16 protein-coding genes and 1 pseudogene are annotated in these 14,923 nt (G+C 65.0%); 8 read left to right on the forward strand and 9 right to left on the reverse strand.

Annotated features, from left to right (window positions below):
* Positions 1 to 1,089, reverse strand: a pseudogene (locus AC2VON_RS13130) (IS3 family transposase); the annotation flags it as partial.
* Positions 1,090 to 1,496: 407 nt separating this feature from the next.
* Between AC2VON_RS13130 and AC2VON_RS13135 the strand changes: the two are divergent.
* Positions 1,497 to 1,802 carry a hypothetical protein gene (locus tag AC2VON_RS13135; protein ID WP_486953358.1) on the forward strand — a complete coding sequence of 102 codons (306 nt, stop codon included), beginning with the start codon at positions 1,497 to 1,499 and terminating at the stop codon, positions 1,800 to 1,802.
* Between the two features lie 21 nt (positions 1,803 to 1,823).
* Here the strand turns inward: AC2VON_RS13135 and AC2VON_RS13140 are convergent, their stop codons facing one another.
* Together AC2VON_RS13140 and AC2VON_RS13145 are read right to left on the reverse strand one after the other, a co-directional pair.
* Positions 1,824 to 2,324 carry a transposase gene (locus AC2VON_RS13140; RefSeq protein ID WP_486953359.1) on the reverse strand — a complete coding sequence of 167 codons (501 nt, stop codon included), beginning with the start codon at positions 2,322 to 2,324 and terminating at the stop codon, positions 1,824 to 1,826.
* Positions 2,308 to 2,913 carry a DUF2202 domain-containing protein gene (locus tag AC2VON_RS13145; protein WP_486953360.1) on the reverse strand — a complete coding sequence of 202 codons (606 nt, stop codon included), beginning with the start codon at positions 2,911 to 2,913 and terminating at the stop codon, positions 2,308 to 2,310. Before AC2VON_RS13145 ends, AC2VON_RS13140 begins: the two co-directional genes overlap by 17 nt.
* 389 nt (positions 2,914 to 3,302) lie before the next feature.
* Here AC2VON_RS13145 and AC2VON_RS13150 point away from each other — a divergent pair, with 389 nt between their 5' ends.
* From AC2VON_RS13150 to AC2VON_RS13165, 4 genes are all read left to right on the forward strand, one after another.
* Positions 3,303 to 4,313: an Acg family FMN-binding oxidoreductase gene (locus AC2VON_RS13150; RefSeq protein ID WP_486953361.1), complete on the forward strand. Its 1,011-nt coding sequence runs from the start codon at positions 3,303 to 3,305 to the stop codon at positions 4,311 to 4,313.
* A 255-nt stretch (positions 4,314 to 4,568) separates the two neighbouring features.
* Entirely contained in the window at positions 4,569 to 5,537 is a 969-nt protein-coding gene (locus tag AC2VON_RS13155) for an Acg family FMN-binding oxidoreductase (protein WP_486953370.1), read from the forward strand.
* 8 nt (positions 5,538 to 5,545) lie between these two features.
* The gene (locus AC2VON_RS13160; RefSeq protein WP_486953362.1) at positions 5,546 to 6,418 is read left to right on the forward strand and encodes a universal stress protein; all 873 of its coding nucleotides are present in this window, start codon (positions 5,546 to 5,548) and stop codon (positions 6,416 to 6,418) included.
* Complete coding sequence (locus AC2VON_RS13165; RefSeq protein ID WP_486953363.1) at positions 6,415 to 7,089, forward strand: response regulator; 675 nt, start codon at positions 6,415 to 6,417, stop codon at positions 7,087 to 7,089. Before AC2VON_RS13160 ends, AC2VON_RS13165 begins: the two co-directional genes overlap by 4 nt.
* A gap of 91 nt (positions 7,090 to 7,180) precedes the next feature.
* On the opposite strand, the gene AC2VON_RS13170 is transcribed toward AC2VON_RS13165, so the two are convergent.
* From AC2VON_RS13170 to AC2VON_RS13190, 5 genes are all read right to left on the reverse strand, one after another.
* A complete protein-coding gene (locus AC2VON_RS13170; protein WP_486953364.1) occupies positions 7,181 to 8,098 on the reverse strand; it encodes a cation diffusion facilitator family transporter in 918 nt (305 codons plus the stop codon).
* A gap of 12 nt (positions 8,099 to 8,110) precedes the next feature.
* Entirely contained in the window at positions 8,111 to 9,346 is a 1,236-nt protein-coding gene (gene manA / locus AC2VON_RS13175; protein WP_486953371.1) for a mannose-6-phosphate isomerase, class I, read from the reverse strand.
* Between the two features lie 28 nt (positions 9,347 to 9,374).
* The gene (locus AC2VON_RS13180; protein ID WP_486953365.1) at positions 9,375 to 10,526 is read right to left on the reverse strand and encodes a TobH protein; all 1,152 of its coding nucleotides are present in this window, start codon (positions 10,524 to 10,526) and stop codon (positions 9,375 to 9,377) included.
* On the reverse strand, positions 10,523 to 11,923 hold the full coding sequence (locus AC2VON_RS13185) for a phosphomannomutase/phosphoglucomutase (RefSeq protein WP_486953366.1): 1,401 nt from the start codon (positions 11,921 to 11,923) through the stop codon (positions 10,523 to 10,525). The genes AC2VON_RS13180 and AC2VON_RS13185 overlap by 4 nt, the downstream gene beginning before the upstream one ends.
* A gap of 109 nt (positions 11,924 to 12,032) precedes the next feature.
* Positions 12,033 to 12,497 (reverse strand): DUF3499 domain-containing protein, encoded by a 465-nt coding sequence (locus AC2VON_RS13190; protein ID WP_486953367.1) that lies wholly within the window; start codon positions 12,495 to 12,497, stop codon positions 12,033 to 12,035.
* Between the two features lie 134 nt (positions 12,498 to 12,631).
* On the opposite strand from AC2VON_RS13190, the gene AC2VON_RS13195 reads away from it, so the two are divergent.
* On the forward strand, positions 12,632 to 13,054 hold the full coding sequence (locus AC2VON_RS13195; RefSeq protein ID WP_486953372.1) for a metallopeptidase family protein: 423 nt from the start codon (positions 12,632 to 12,634) through the stop codon (positions 13,052 to 13,054).
* A 27-nt stretch (positions 13,055 to 13,081) separates the two neighbouring features.
* Here AC2VON_RS13195 and AC2VON_RS13200 read toward each other — a convergent pair whose 3' ends face one another.
* Positions 13,082 to 13,474 (reverse strand): WhiB family transcriptional regulator, encoded by a 393-nt coding sequence (locus AC2VON_RS13200; RefSeq protein ID WP_486953368.1) that lies wholly within the window; start codon positions 13,472 to 13,474, stop codon positions 13,082 to 13,084.
* 291 nt (positions 13,475 to 13,765) lie between these two features.
* Here AC2VON_RS13200 and cofD point away from each other — a divergent pair, with 291 nt between their 5' ends.
* Together cofD and AC2VON_RS13210 are read left to right on the forward strand one after the other, a co-directional pair.
* Positions 13,766 to 14,755 carry a 2-phospho-L-lactate transferase gene (gene cofD, locus AC2VON_RS13205; protein WP_486953369.1) on the forward strand — a complete coding sequence of 330 codons (990 nt, stop codon included), beginning with the start codon at positions 13,766 to 13,768 and terminating at the stop codon, positions 14,753 to 14,755.
* Positions 14,752 to 14,923, forward strand: a 172-nt coding sequence (locus tag AC2VON_RS13210; protein ID WP_486953373.1) for a coenzyme F420-0:L-glutamate ligase, incomplete at its 3' end; no start/stop codon positions are given. The genes cofD and AC2VON_RS13210, both read left to right, overlap by 4 nt.

Here is a 14,923-nt window from a genome sequence, read left to right on the forward strand (position 1 = left end):
CCGGTCGGATCGCCTCGATCTTATACAACCCAATTATGGTCTCCGCCAACGCATTATCGTAGGCATCGCCGACCGTGCCAATCGACGGCTTCATACCTGCGAGCATCAATGTCTCACCGCAGTGCACCGATGTGTACTGCGACCCGGCATCCGAATGATGAATGGTCAGGCCCAACAGCGGGTGGCCATCACGAGCACGCAGCGCCGCGGCCTGGCGGATCGCCGATTCGACGAACCTGGTGTGCTTGGTCGTCGAACAGGCCCAGCCCAGAATCCGCCCGGCATAGGCGTCGACGACGAACGCGGTGTAGACGAATACCCCGGCGACCAGCCGCACGTAGGTGAAATCGGCAACCAGCAGGCGATTAGGGGCGTCGACACCGAACTTGCGATCAACCAGGTCAGGTGCCCGCTGCGCGGCAGGATCGGCCACGGTGGTGCGAACTTTCTTCACCCGCCGCACACCCTGCCAGCCGTTGGCCCGCATCAACCGCTCCACGGTGCATCGCGCCACCGGGATCCCCTGCCTTTGCAGGTGACCCCACATCTTCACCGCACCGTAGAGCGACTCAGGCCTGCGCTTGCCCTGCTTGTCGGGCTCGTAGTAGCCCGCCAGGATCTCGGTGATCGTCATGTCCCACAGTGCCCGTTTGGACGGTTCCCGTTGGGCCCAGGCGTAGAACGTTCTCGGGGCGATCTTGCACCCGTGCTCAGAGAGCACTCGGCAGATCGGAGCGACCCCGAACCGAGCGCGATGCTCGGCGATGAACTCGCAGATCAACGGAGTGGCGGGTCGCTCTCCCGCACGAAGAAACTCGTTGCCGCCTTGAGGATTTCGATGGTCTGCTCGAGTTCGCGGTTCTTCTTGCGCAGCTCACGCAGCTCCTGGCTTTCCACTGTCGATATCCCGGCCGCCTGGCCGTCGTCGATCTCAGCCTGGCGTACCCACTTGCGCAGCGTCTCTGCACTCATCCCCAGCCGTGCGGAGATGGTCCGCATCGCCGCCCACTCCGTGTCGTACTCGTCGCGATGTTCCCGAACCAGCCGAACCGCCTTGGCCTTGAGCTCTGTGTCGTACTTCGTTGGCATCGTGCCATCCTTCCCTCTAAAGAAGGTGTGCACGAAACTCGGGGAGCTTCAGTCACCGACACGATCCGAATCGGTCACACCAGTCCCCTACTAACTCGGTAGAGCCGGTCTGGCGAACTTCCTGCATCAGATCTTCGGTCAGTCCACGACGTATTCCTGGTTTGTCGGGCACCTCGTTTCTGGTGCTCTTCGGCACCAGAATGGTCGGCGGGTGCACCAGGGGCCACAGGCTGAACAGCGGGATCCACCTCGCGCTGAGCGGTTGGTCGTGCACCGCGGCGACGGCTACCGCGATGCTAGCGACCGCTCGGCTGGTCTATAGAGCCGCAAGCTGGTTAGCGACCCCGGTCCAATCTTCGCGTGCCCCAACCGCTTACTTAGGCCAGTCATCCCCCGTGTTCCCGCGAATGGCGTTTCCAGAGTTCACCCATCTCGGCCAAATGCCGGTCGGCCAACGTGCGATGATTCTGCAGCAATCGCTCGATGAGCTTGCGGTGCTCGTCCATATGCCTTGCGGCCAAGGAGTCCTGATCACTAATGGACACGTGATCCTGTTTAGACAAATCGCGATGCTCGACCAGATGCCGATCCATCAGGGCTCGGAGTTCAACGAGATGATTGTCCGCCAACTCGCGATGCTCCCGAAGGTGTGCCTCGGCCATTTTCTCGTGCTCGGCCAGATGTGCCCGTGGGATCTCGGCGCTTTCCTTTGATGCAGACATGACATGTGCTCCTTATACAAGTGCAGGCGCTCCCAGTATAGCCATCAGAAGATTCTTCATTGATTGACGACTTCCTGGAGCGCTACGCGCCCAGGGGTGGGCTTTCTCCGGAATGGAGTCGGCGGTCGAGGTCCATTTGAAGGGTTTCGGGTCGTCGTTGTGGACGTCGAGGTAGGCCGCGATGGCGGCGATGAGGTCGGGCACGGAGTTGAAGCTGCTGCGGCGCAAGGCTTTGTCGGTCAATTCCCGAAACCAGCGCTCGGCGATGTTCAGCCACGATGACGAAGTCGGGGTGAACTGTGAAGTCAAACCGCGTGTGGAGGGCCCGCCACCGTTGCACGTCGGGATGTTTGTGGTGCCGTAGTTGTCCAAGATCAGGTGCACGGCAAGTCCCTTAGGCACTTCGCGGTCGATGATGGGCAGGAACTTCGGGAACTCCTCGTGGCGGTGGCATGGCAGGCTGACTGCGCTGCAGCGCCTGCACGCGTGGGACTTCTCATCCCCAAAACCCATCAATTATTCGTCTATGACCGCCTCCATCACCGTGGTGATCACCGTCGCAACCATCCCCGACGTGTACGCCGCCGTGCCTACGCCGACGCCAACCTCGACCGCCGCCCATGGGCCGACCTGATATCGCCGTTTCGAACGCCCTCAGGTGATTCTCGGAAGCGGCACGCAAGTTCTCATACACCCTATGGATGGCTGCCTCGTCACTACCTTCCACGGCCGCAGACAGGTGAGCGATGTCACCAGTTTCGAGTTCGACTCCGACCGCGTATGCCTCTTTAACCGAGGACAGTCCCCGGGTGAGCCACACATCGTAGGCGTCCTGCAGTTCAGCGTCGGCGTAGACGCCGGGCCGCTGCCCGAGCGACGGATCGGGGATGCTATACCGCTCGAGCAGTCGCCCGATCGCGTCGTAATGGCGTTGTTCGCTGGCGGCAATGTTGTCGAAGATCGGCACACCCCACGCCTGTTGGAACCGCCGGTACACATCACGCGCCAGCCGTTCCTCCTCCCGCATCAAGACCAGATCGACCCGCTCGCGATCGGATAATGGACCATCGACCGGCGGTTTCGAGCTGTCATCCACATTCATCCGATGCTCCGTTGATGTTCGACCACTCTCCGATACCGATCGGGTCGACTACCTCCAAGTCTAGGCAGCCATCTGCATCGCACCAACTGAAACGCAGGAAGCAGCAACGCCACGCCCTGACGTCAGTGAATGTAACAATCCCCGGCACCAACGCCTTGCCGAAACTATAGCCGCGGCCCCCGCCGCGGCGGGCGATTTCGATCCGCGGTTCATCGTGTAGAGACCCTGGTCACGGGTACGCGGTGGCCGGAAACGTAGCTCGGACAAACGACCCCGCATATCAGGGACCTCTGCCCCTATTGCTGACCTCGGCAAACCGAGCACACTCATGACATTGCATCCCAGGGTTGGAGCGAGTCTCGAAGCTTTGACCAGAAGGCGGTACGGTGATGAACACGTGCTTTCCCGATCACAACACCATCAATGCCGTCCTGTCGCTGGCCACCAAGGCGCCATCGGTTCACAACTCACAGCCCTGGCGGTGGCGGGTAGGTGCACGTAGTTTGCACCTGTACGCCGACCGTCGGCGGCATCTGCCCTACACCGATCCGGGTCTGCGCGATCTTATATTGAGTTGCGGGGCCTGTCTGCACCACGCTGTTGTCGCATTAGCGGCGTTGGGCTGGCAGGCCAAGATCCATCGGCTACCCAACCCGGCCGACCCGAATCATCTGGCTGCGGTGACGGTATCCCGTCATCCAGGCAGCGACATCGAGGTCACTTTGGCGTCAGTGATACCGCTACGGCGAACGGATCGACGCCACTACAGCTCCCGGCGAGTTCCCCCCGACTACATCACCCTCATGGGTGCACGCGCGGCACGCGCCGGGGTGATGTTGCGGCAAGTCGAGGATCTTCCAAAGCTCCAACGCATCGTGGCACAAGCTGCCGCGAAACACGCCACCAACTACGACTATCTGAGCGAGTTGACCGCCTGGAGTGGTCGGCATGGGTCCTTGGCCGGGGTACCGGCACGTAACGCGCCGCAACCCGATCCGACGGCGGTAATACCCACCCGGGTCTTCAGCGGCGCCATGCTGGCTCAGCCGTCCCATGCCAGCGCCACCGATGATCACGCCACCGTGTTGGCACTTGGTACCAATGATGACAGCCGGCTTGCTCGGCTTCGCGCCGGCGAGGCTACCAGCCTGGTGCTGCTATCCGCGACTGCGTTGGGGTTGGCAAGCTGTCCGATCACCGAGCCACTGGAGATCGTTGAAACCCGGGATGCCGTCCAAATCGACGTATTTGGAGCGAGTGGGTTTCCGCAGATGCTGTTGCGCATCGGATGGGCACCAGTCGACGCTGACCCGCTTCCCGCCACGCCGCGCCGCCCGGTAGCCGATGTCGTCCGGTGGCTTGATGGTGCAGCGTTTGACGACATTCCGCCGCGGCCGTGATTGTCCGAGCGTTGGGAGAGCCGATGTCTACCGCCCAAGGCACCGGAAGGCACCAAGCTATTCAGCATCACGGCCAACGATGACGTCGCCTCTGGAGCAGTCTTATTCGCCGAGGAAGCGGGCTCGTTGAAGGAATGTTGCTGACGGTCTGAACCTGGGCCTAACGGCGAAGCGCAGGGGACCAACGGCCCTGCCGCCAACTCGGGGTGTCGCAATAACATCGCTTAGGTGGAGACCGGAGGTCAGCCTGCCGCGATGGTGGAAACCGAAGTTATCAAAGATGCGGTGCGGGCTGCGTGCCGTGCCCCGTCGCTGTACAACATGCAGCCGTGGCGGTGGATGGCCGACGGTGGTGAGCTGCAGTTGTTCCTCGATACCAGCCGTGTGCTGCCGTCCGACCGTGGCGGGCGCGAGGCGGTCATCGGCTGTGGCGCGGCGCTGGATCACCTTCGGGTTGCCATGGCCGCCGCAGACTTGAAGGCCGGAGTCGAGCGGTTTCCCAATCCCAACGATCTCCAACATCTGGCGTCGATCCATTTCTCCCCGATGGACAAGGTGACCGAGAGCCATCGCCGTCGCGCGAGTGCCATCTGGGTACGCCGCAGTGACCGGCTGCCGTTCGCCCCGCCCACGAACTGGGAATCGTTCGAGCCGGTGTTGCGAAACTGCATCGGTCGCTACGACGTGCGCCTGCATGTACTGCCTGAAGATGTACGTTCCCGATTGGCGGAAGCGTCGGCGCTCGCGGAGTCGCTACGGCTCTACGATTCCACGTACCATGCCGAATTAGACCGGTGGGCAGTGCCTTCCGAGATGTCCGCCGGTATCCCCTACAATTCCTTGGTGTCAGCAGCCGAAGCTGATCGCGTCGATGTCGGGCGCGTATTTCCGAGGCCGCGTCACCGTGAACGGCGGATTCAGATCCCCGAGGACCGGTCGACGATTGTGGTGCTGTCCACCGAAACCGATACCCGCACCGACGCACTGGCAACCGGCGAAGCACTTTCTGGGGTTTTGCTGGAATGCACCATGGCTGGCTTAGCCACCTGCCCGCTAACGCACCTCACCGAGGTTCAGGCCGCTCGGGAGATTGTCCAAACGCTGGTGGGCGGAGCCCTACCCCAAATCTTGGTCCGAATTGGACACGCGCCCGCGACGGACGACGCGCCACCGCTCACCCGGCGGCGCCCACTTGACGACGTCCTGCACATACACAGCAGATAGGATCCGCCTTGCGTGAGCCATACTCCTCATCCCCGCGTGTTGTCGTCGGCATCGACGGTTCACGTGCAGCGATGCAAGCCGCGATATGGGCCCTCGATGAGGGCATCGATCGCGATAGCCCGTTGTGGCTGCTATACGCCATCGATTCCACCAGTAGTGATCCTAACGATACGGCTGCTGAAGTTGCCGCCGCCGAGAACATTGTCCGCAGTACAATCACGACGATCGAATCATTGGGTAAGCCAGGCAAACTGGAGGCCGAGATTGTGCATCGGCACCCAGTAGCCGCGCTGTTGGAGGCATCGCGATCGGCGGCCATGGTTTGCGTCGGCTCCGTCGGCTTTAAACACGCCACCCAGGGCCGCATCGGATCCACCGCGTCGGCGTTGGCGGCGTCGGCGCAGTGTCCGGTGACGGTCGTGCCGCGAACCGCTGGCGCCATATCAACTGGAGCGGGTCTGGTGATCGCGGTCGCTGATGGTTCACAGGTGAGCAATAGTGTGCTTGAGCGAAGTGTTGCCGAAGCGCGACTGCGTGACGCATCGTTGCGTGTTTTCATTCGGCGGAAACCCCGAGCCATCAAGCCGGGCAATATCGACGTGGCCCTAGAGGGAATCCCACGGACCGCATCCGAACTTGACCACCGTTTGACCCACTGGCGAAGGAACCACCCAAATCTCGGCATCGAGTTGGTGTCCGACCACAACGGTCTGCTCAATTATCTGGAGCACCTTCAGCGGAACGCCACGCCGATCCAGCTGGTCGTCGTAGATCCCCTGCGGCCCGGCCCGGCGGAGCTTCTTTTGGGCCCCTCCGGCCGCGCCTTGCTGGAAGCCGCCGGTTGCGCCCTGATGATTTGCGAGAAACAATGGTGGTTATGAGCCTCAGCAATCCCGATCTACCTGCTGCGGGCCCGATAAGGGTCTTCTTAGTCGATGACCACGAGGTTGTCCGCCGTGGCCTGATCGACCTACTTGGTTCGGACCCCGAACTGGTAATCGTCGGTGAAGCGGGGTCGGTTCGTGAAGCCCTGGCGCGGATTCCCGCGCTCCAGCCCGACGTGGCCGTGCTAGATGTGCGGTTACCCGACGGCGATGGAGTGGAACTGTGCCGTGACCTGATTTCCCGATTGCCGAACCTACGCTGTCTCATGCTTACTTCGGACAGCTCCGATGAGGCTGCGCTCAGCGCGATACTGGCCGGCGCCAGCGGATACGTCGTCAAAGACATCAAAGGCATGGAACTGGCCCGGTCCATCAAGGATGTGGGCGCCGGTTATTCGTTGCTGGACAATCGCGCCACGTCGGCGCTGATGGCCAGGCTTCGCGGCGACGCAAAAACACCAGACCCACTTTCGGGGCTCACCCAACAAGAACGCGTACTGCTGAGTCTCTTGGCCGAGGGCTTGACGAATAGGCAGATCGCCGATCGGATGTTTTTAGCCGAAAAAACTGTCAAGAATTACGTGTCGCGGGTGTTGGCGAAGCTGGGCATGCAACGCCGTACCCAGGCGGCGGTGTTCGCCTCCAAACTCCCGGGATTCGACGAATAAAGGGGGCTAGCGTTGGGCTAGCGCTACCTTTTCGAGTGTGCATGCCCACGTGCGGCGTGTCGTTCGAACCCCTGAGCGAGATCGCGTTGTGTCACACAGCAGACCTGTCCAGGTCGGGTTGGAGGTAGATAACCCGCGCGGCGGGCACCGCCGCGCGGATGCTGGCCTCGGCGGCGTCCATGGTGGCCACGACGGCGGTCAGGTCGGTCTGTGGATCCAGCGCGATCTTGGCCGCGACCAGCAGCTCGTCCGGGCCGAGATACTGCGTGCGGATGTGAATGAGGCGGGTGACGTTTTCGGTCTGCTGCAGTGCGGTCCGAATGGCTCGGTCTTCGGCGCCCGTCGCGCCCTCACCGATCAGCAGGCTGTGCATCTCGACCATCAGGATGATCGCGACAACCCCCAGCAACACACCGATTCCGACGGTGCCGGCGCCGTCCCACACCGGCCTGTCGGTGAGCATGGTCAGGCACACCCCGGTCAGGGCCAGCGCCAGGCCGATCAACGCCGCGGCATCCTCCAGCAGCACCACCGGAAGTTCCGGGCTGCGGGAGTTGCGGATGAAATGCCACCAGCCGCTATCGCCCTTCAACGGCTGGGAGGCGTGTCGCGCGGTGTGAAGGCTGTAGGCCTCCAACGTGATCGCCACGGCGAGGATCGCGATGGCCACCAGTGGAGAATTCAGTTCAGTGGGATGGGCGATCTTGTGGTAACCCTCGTACACGGCGAACACCGACCCCACGCTGAACAACACCAGCGCCACCACAAACGACCAGAAGTAGCGGCTGCGGCCGTATCCGAAGGGGTGCAGGGCATCGGCCTGCTTTGCAGCCGCACGCTGGCCGAACAACAGCAGCCCCTGATTGGCGGTGTCGGCGACCGAGTGCACCGCCTCGGCGAGCATCGCCGAGCTGCCGGTAATCAGGTAACCGACGAACTTAGCGGTGGCGATACCGGCGTTGGCCGCCAGTGCCGCCAGAATCGCCGTCGTGCTGCCGGACCTTGACATCTCTGGGGTTTGTCACAAACCCACTGTGACACGGAACAGTTCGGCCGACTGCTGTGCGGCCAACCGGATTGGACCGTCGTCAGCCGCCACCCAGACCGCTGCGCCGCGCCGCAGGGTCAGCGTCGCGGACTTGGCGTGCACCGTGACCGGCCCCTCGGTGCACAACAGGATCTGCGGGCCCCCGGAGATGACGTGCCGCGACGGCGTGTCCACCTCGTGGCCGAGGTTCTCCCCGTCCAGGGTCAGCACCGAAACCGCGAATTCGTCCGCCGGAGTGTCGTAGACCAGCTCCAGCCCATCGCAGTAGGTGGGTGGCCGCAGCGCTGCCTCGGTGGTGGGAGTGAAGTCCAGCACCCGCAACAGCTCCGGGACGTCGACGTGCTTGGGGGTTAGGCCGCCGCGCAACACATTGTCGGAGTTCGCCATCACCTCCAACCCGGTGCCGCGCAGATAGGTGTGCAGGTTGCCGGCCGGCAGGAAGATCGCTTCGCCGCGCACCAGGCTGATCCGGTTCAGCAGCAACGCCGCCAGCACGCCGGCATCCCCCGGATAGCGTTCACCGAACTCCAGCACGGTCTTGACTTCAGCGGCGAATTCCGTTGCACCGGAACTGACATAGTGGATGGCGCCGTCGAGCACCGTCGGCACCAGAACATCCAGGTCGGGCTGGGGTGCGGTAATCCAGGTCGTGAACAGCGCGCGTAGGCCGTCGGCATCGGACTGGCCGTCGAGCAGCTCGATGAATGGGTCCAGGTCGGACACCGCCAGCGCCTGCAACAACTCGACCGTGCGTGCCGACGGGCGGAACCCCGCGAGCGCCTCGAAGGGCCGCAGTGCCACCAACAGCTCCGGCTTGTGGCGGTTGTCCCGGTAGTTGCGGATCGGCGAGGACAGCGGGATCCCGAGCAGCTCCTCACGGCGGTAGCCCTCGGTGGCCTGCTCGGCGCTGGGGTGGGCCTGCAGCGACAGCGGCTCGTCGGCCGCAAGCACCTTCACCAGAAACGGCAGCGTGTCGCCGTAGCGGGCGTGCACCACCGCGCCGAGCTGCCCCTCCGGGTCGGCAATCAGCGTGTCGAGCAACGATGTTTCGCCGTTCGCAGTTTCCAACCATGCCGGATCCGCCGGGTGCGCACCGAACCACAGCTCAGCCTCGGGATGCGCGGTCGGCACCGGCCGGCCAGTGAATTCTGCGATCGCCGTCCGCGACCCCCAGGCGTAGGTCCGTATCGCTCCGCGTAGCAGCTCCACTGTGCCGGTAATCCCCGTTAGCCCCGCATCATCCACGCAAAAGCCGCAGGTATGCGGCGGTCATCTCCAGCCGGACGGCCAGCACCGCCAACTGCTGTTCGACGCGGCCGGGCGGCGGCAGCAAGCCGGCCGGCCCGTCGGTCGCGTCCAGCCGGTTCGCATCGGCCGGCACGTCCCCGGCCCCGACCAGATCCACATTGCGCAGGCCCGCGACGCGTGCCACCACCACGGTGCGCTCAGCCGCCAGCGTCAACGCCACCACCCGCAACCGGTCAGCTGCCGGGCCGTCGATCTGGTCGTCGTGAAAGATGTCTTCGGCCGCTCCGGCCAGGCCGGTCGGCTGGGCGCGCGACGCCGCCACCGCATCTGCCAGCCCGGTCGCCGCGACCGCGGTGTGCCCGATCCGAAGCAGTGCCGCCGAGCCGTGCCGGGCCAGCGCGAGGGTTGCCGCACAGTCACCGGCCAGCGCGACAGCCGAGCATCCGAAGATGCTGTCCGCCAAGGCTTTAGCCGGGTTGGTGAACACTTCACGGCCGGCGCTGTTACGGAGTGCCTCGCCGTCGAGCTCGTCGGACAGCTCCGCCAGGCCGGTCTGCGACCCCGGTGAGTCCTGCAACCCCGAGTCGCCCGGATTTATCGCCGCCGACACCGCCAGGCCGACAGCCAGGTAACGAGGCAGCCCAAACTCGTCGGGGACCCCTACCCTCGGTTCCAGCACCGCGACGCGGCCAGCAGTGCTGTCGCGCAGCGGGCCCTCGTACGGTGCGGCGACCACCACCCGTGCGCCTCGGCGTACCCCGGTCGCCGCCGCGCTGACCAGTGCCGGATCACCTGGGTCGTCACCGGCGACGATCAGCACGTCGAGCGCGCCGATCCACGCCGGAGCATCGGCGGCCAGCACCACCGGTTCGGCCGCTGTATCGCCGAGCGCCGCCGACAGCATCGCGCCCGCCGTCGCGGCGGTGCCGCGACCGGACACCCAGACCAGCGTGCGCGGCGGATATCCCGAGCGGTCACCGCAGACCGAGTCCAGGGCGCCTTCGGCCACGGCGGCGGCCGTGGCGCGGACCTGGGCCCCGGCCATCGACGCGTTGCGCAGCACCCCGTCGTGATCGGCGGCGAGCAACGCCGCCGCGTCGTCGAGGTCGATGGTGGATCCCGAAAAAGAGGAGGCGCTCACGGCTGCACCATTCGTGAACCCTGCTGTGCCGCCCTGATCTGCGAGGTGACCTGCGCGACCACCGCGTCGACCTCGTCGGCACAGCGCGCCTCGACGTTCAGCCGAAGCAACGGTTCGGTGTTGGAGCTGCGCAGGTTGAACCAGGTCCCGCCACCCAGGTCCACGGTCACTCCGTCCAGGTGGTCGATGGAGTGGATCCGGGTACCGAACGACTTGAGCACCGCATCCACACACGCGGGGGCGTCAGCCACGGAGTAGTTGATCTCACCGGAGGACTCGTAGCGCTGATAGTCGGCGGTCAGCTCGGACAGCGGCCGTTGCTGCTGACCGAGCGCGGCCAGCACGTGCAACGCGGCCAGCATGCCCGAATCGGCACCCCAGAAATCCCGGAAGTAGTAATGCGCGGAATGCTCTCCGCCGAAGATGGCTCCGGTCTCGGCCATCAGCGCCTTGATGTAGGAGTGGCCGACCCGGGATCGCACCGGCGTCCCGCCGCGCTCGATCACCAGCTCCGGCACCGCCCGCGAGGTGATCAGGTTGTAGATCACCGTCGCACCGGCCTCCCGCTCCAGTTCGCGGGCGGCGACGAGGGCAGTTACCGTCGACGGCGGCACCGGCCGGCCGCGCTCGTCGACGACGAAGCACCGGTCCGCGTCGCCGTCGAACGCCAGCCCAATATCGGCATTGCTGTCTTGCACGTACTTCTGCAGGTCGGTGAGGTTGGCCGGATCCAGGGGATTGGCCTCGTGGTTGGGGAAGGTGCCGTCGAGTTCGAAATACAGCGGCAGCACCGTGACCGCACCGACTGGCCCCAACACAGCTGGGGCGGTGTGCCCGGCCATGCCGTTGCCGGCGTCGACGGCCACCCGTAGCGGACGTAGCCCTGAGGTGTCGACCAGCGAGCGCAGAAACGCCGCGTAGTCGGCCAGCACGTCTGTATCGGAGATGACGCCGTGCGGTCCGCTGTGCTCGGGGACGCCTGCGGTGACGTCGTCGCAGATCCTGGCGAGCCCGGTGTCCGCGCCGACCGGTAAGGCGTCCGCCCGGCACAGTTTGATGCCGTTGTAGGCGGCCGGATTGTGACTGGCGGTGAACATCGCGCCCGGACAGTTCAGCAAGCCGGAGGCGAAGTAAAGCTGGTCGGTGGAGGCCAGACCGATCCGGACCACGTCGAGGCCCTGGCTCACAACGCCGCCGGCAAAGGCTCTCACCAGCGCCGGCGAGCTCTCCCGCATGTCTTGGCCCACCACCACCTGACCGGCGCCCTCGTCGCGCATCAACCGCGCGAACGCGGCCCCGACGTCGGTGACCAGGGACTCATCGAGTTCCTCACCGACCAGCCCACGCACGTCGTAAGCCTTGATCACGCGGTGGACAGCCGCAGCAGGCCGAGACATGACCGGGCTCCTGACGAAGGGGACTCTTCGTCGCCAGCCTAACCGGCGGTGGTCACAAGCGCGGCGTGCCGGGCGCAGTGGGCCACCGCCATCGGCACCTGTTCCGGAGTCAGTCCCCCGGGTCGGGCAACACCCGCAGATGACCGCGGCGGCGCCCACCGCCGGTGCTGCCGGTGCTGCCGGTGCTGCCCTTGGCGGTGTGCCCGGCCATCGATGCATTGCGCAACACCGCGCCACCGGGCTCATCAGAACCGGTGCCCATCGGGCCGGCGTGGGGATACCACCCGCTTGCCGGTGAAACCTGATCTCGGGCGCCCTCGCGGACCGCGTCAGCCAGCGCGATCAAGTCGTCGTCTTCGGGATAGGCGACCAGCGGGCCGGAATGGCGGACCAGTTCCCAGCCCCGCGGCGCGGTGATCCGGCCCGCATGGCCGAAACACAGATCCCACGAGTGCGGCTCCCGCACGGTGGCCAGTGGGCCGACCACAGCGGTGGAATCCGCGTAGACGAACGTCAACGTCGCCACCGCGTAGTGCGGGCATCCAGGCCGGCAGCAGCGGCGGGGAACGTTCACGTTCGTGAGGCTATCGTGGCCGACCGCCGCCACCTCGGTGGACACGCGCATTCGGCGGGGAGGCTATCGCCAATATGCCCAACCGTTACCATCGGCGCGTGAACGGTTCGCGCCGCTCCCGCAGAGGCCGCGAGATACGGGGTCCCCTGCTGCCGCCGACGGTGCCGGGTTGGCGGACCCGTGCGGAGCGATTCGACATGGCGGTGCTGGAAGCCTACGAGCCCATCGAGCGGAGCTGGCAGCAACGGGTGTCGGCCCTTGATGTCGCGGTCGACGAGATCCCGCGGATCTCGGCGAAGGATCCGGACAGCGTGCAGTGGCCGCCCGAGGTGGTCGCCGACGGGCCGATTCCGCTGGCCCGGTTGATCCGCGCCGGAGTCGACGTACGCGGCAACCCCACTCGAGCGCGAATCCTCTTGTTTCGCAAGCCGATCGAACAGCGTGCCAAAGACAGCTTCGAACTCGATGAATTGCTGCACGAAATTCTGGTGGCTGAGGTTGCCACCTATTTAGAAGTCGAACCCACCGTCATCGACCCGACGATCGACGACCAGTAACCGCGGCCGGTTGACTGGTTAAACTATTTAAACTATGCCGCGCTTGAGGCGGCGGCGCTCCCGTTCGGAGAGACCGCCCCAGATGCCGAAGCGCTCGTCATTGGCAAGGGCGTACTCCAGGCACTCGCCACGTACCGGGCAGCGCTGGCAGATCTTCTTGGCCTCACGGGTGGAGCCGCCCTTCTCTGGGAAGAACGCCTCGGGATCGGTCTGCGCGCACAGCGCGCGGTCCTGCCACTCCTCGTTGGTCACCGGCTTGGGCTCGAATAAATCGGGTTCGTCGGGAACCACGCTCAAGTGCGGCCGGGCCATCGCGCCCCCGGTCGCCGGAGTTCCCTTCCTCACCGCAGTGACCGCGCCGGTGTCGATACCGGTGTGCGGTATGTCGCCCGTTACGCTCCGAAGGTGTTCATAGGACATGCTCCGCCTCCTCACCTGGCTCCGTGATCGTGAAATGTCGCCCGCATATTCTCAATCTGGTCCATCTCAATTCGAACAAGTGATCGATTCACGGTCTGCGACACCGGAACCGGCAGGCCAACCGGGAAATGACACTGGTGTGATTAGACACCGGTTGACTGCCGGGGTCAAGGGTTGGGCCGAAGATTCCTACCATTCCGTTACCGATTTTCGGCGTGTTCGAGACCGGCGAGTCGCTGTCGCGTTGACCACACCCCCCGCTCACCGCACCGCGCAGTACTGTCATGCGCTGTGAAGGTTGCGGTTCTGGTCGGCGGAGTCGGCGGTGCACGATTCCTGCTCGGGGTGCAGCACCTGCTCGGTCTGGGCCGGTTCGCCGATGACGGCCAAACCGCTGGTCACAGCCTGACCGCGGTGGTCAACGTCGGCGACGACGCATGGATGCACGGGGTGCGTGTCTGCCCGGATCTGGACACCTGCATGTACACCCTGGGCAATGGTGTCGATCCGCAACGCGGCTGGGGCCACCGTGGCGAAACCTGGCACGCCATGGAGGAGTTGGCCCGCTACGGCATGCAACCGGACTGGTTCGCGCTCGGCGACCGCGATCTGGCCACGCACCTGGTGCGCACCCAGGCGTTGCGGGCCGGTTATCCACTGTCCCGGGTGACCGCAGCACTATGCGACCGCTGGCAGCCGGGCGCGAAGCTTTTGCCGGTCAGCGACGACAGTTGCGAAACCCACGTGGTCATCACCGATCCGGCTGACGACGACCGGCGTGCGATCCACTTCCAGGAGTGGTGGGTTCGCCACCGCGCCGCGGTGCCCACCCACAGCTTCGCCTTCGTCGGCGCCGAAAAGGCCACCGCGGCGCCCGGAGTCAGCGAAGCCATCACCGGAGCCGACGCCGTGCTACTGGCGCCGTCCAACCCGGTGGTCAGCATCGGTGCCATCCTGGCGATCCCCGGCGTCCGCGCAGCGCTGCGGTCGGCCACCGCCCCCGTGATCGGCTATTCGCCGATCGTCGCCGGGAAGCCGTTGCGGGGCATGGCCGATACTTGCCTGAGAGTGATCGGCGTGGAGGCCACTTCCGCGGCGGTGGGCCGCCACTACGGGGCACGCAGCGGCACCGGGATCCTGGATTACTGGCTCGTGCACAACGGTGATGACGCCGACCTCGAAGGTGTGGGGGTGCGGTCGGTCCCACTGCTGATGACCGATCCGGCGGTGACGGCTGAGATGGTGCGCGCCGGACTGGATCTCGCAGGTGTGCGCCTATGAGCCGCTCCGGTGAACACGGCAGTGCCGCGACGGTCGAGATAATCCCGGTGGCCGGTCTCCCGGAATTTCGTCCGGGTGACGACCTTTCCGGCGCAGTCGCTTCGGCCGCACCGTGGCTGCGTGACGGCGACGTTGTGGTGGTCACCAGCAAGGTGGTGTCCAAGTGCG

It is taken from the genome of Mycobacterium sp. TH-M82, assembly GCF_057473605.1.

Bases quoted from the DNA above. Each gene is read 5' to 3' on its own strand.
- AC2VON_RS13135 (WP_486953358.1), top strand. From the start codon at position 1,497: ATGGCGTTTCCAGAGTTCACCCATCTCGGCCAAATGCCGGTCGGCCAA.
- AC2VON_RS13140 (WP_486953359.1), bottom strand. From the start codon at position 2,324: ATGGGTTTTGGGGATGAGAAGTCCCACGCGTGCAGGCGCTGCAGCGCA.
- AC2VON_RS13145 (WP_486953360.1), bottom strand. From the start codon at position 2,913: ATGAATGTGGATGACAGCTCGAAACCGCCGGTCGATGGTCCATTATCC.
- AC2VON_RS13150 (WP_486953361.1), top strand. From the start codon at position 3,303: ATGAACACGTGCTTTCCCGATCACAACACCATCAATGCCGTCCTGTCG.
- AC2VON_RS13155 (WP_486953370.1), top strand. From the start codon at position 4,569: ATGGTGGAAACCGAAGTTATCAAAGATGCGGTGCGGGCTGCGTGCCGT.
- AC2VON_RS13165 (WP_486953363.1), top strand. From the start codon at position 6,415: ATGAGCCTCAGCAATCCCGATCTACCTGCTGCGGGCCCGATAAGGGTC.
- AC2VON_RS13170 (WP_486953364.1), bottom strand. From the start codon at position 8,098: ATGTCAAGGTCCGGCAGCACGACGGCGATTCTGGCGGCACTGGCGGCC.
- AC2VON_RS13185 (WP_486953366.1), bottom strand. From the start codon at position 11,923: ATGTCTCGGCCTGCTGCGGCTGTCCACCGCGTGATCAAGGCTTACGAC.
- AC2VON_RS13200 (WP_486953368.1), bottom strand. From the start codon at position 13,474: ATGTCCTATGAACACCTTCGGAGCGTAACGGGCGACATACCGCACACC.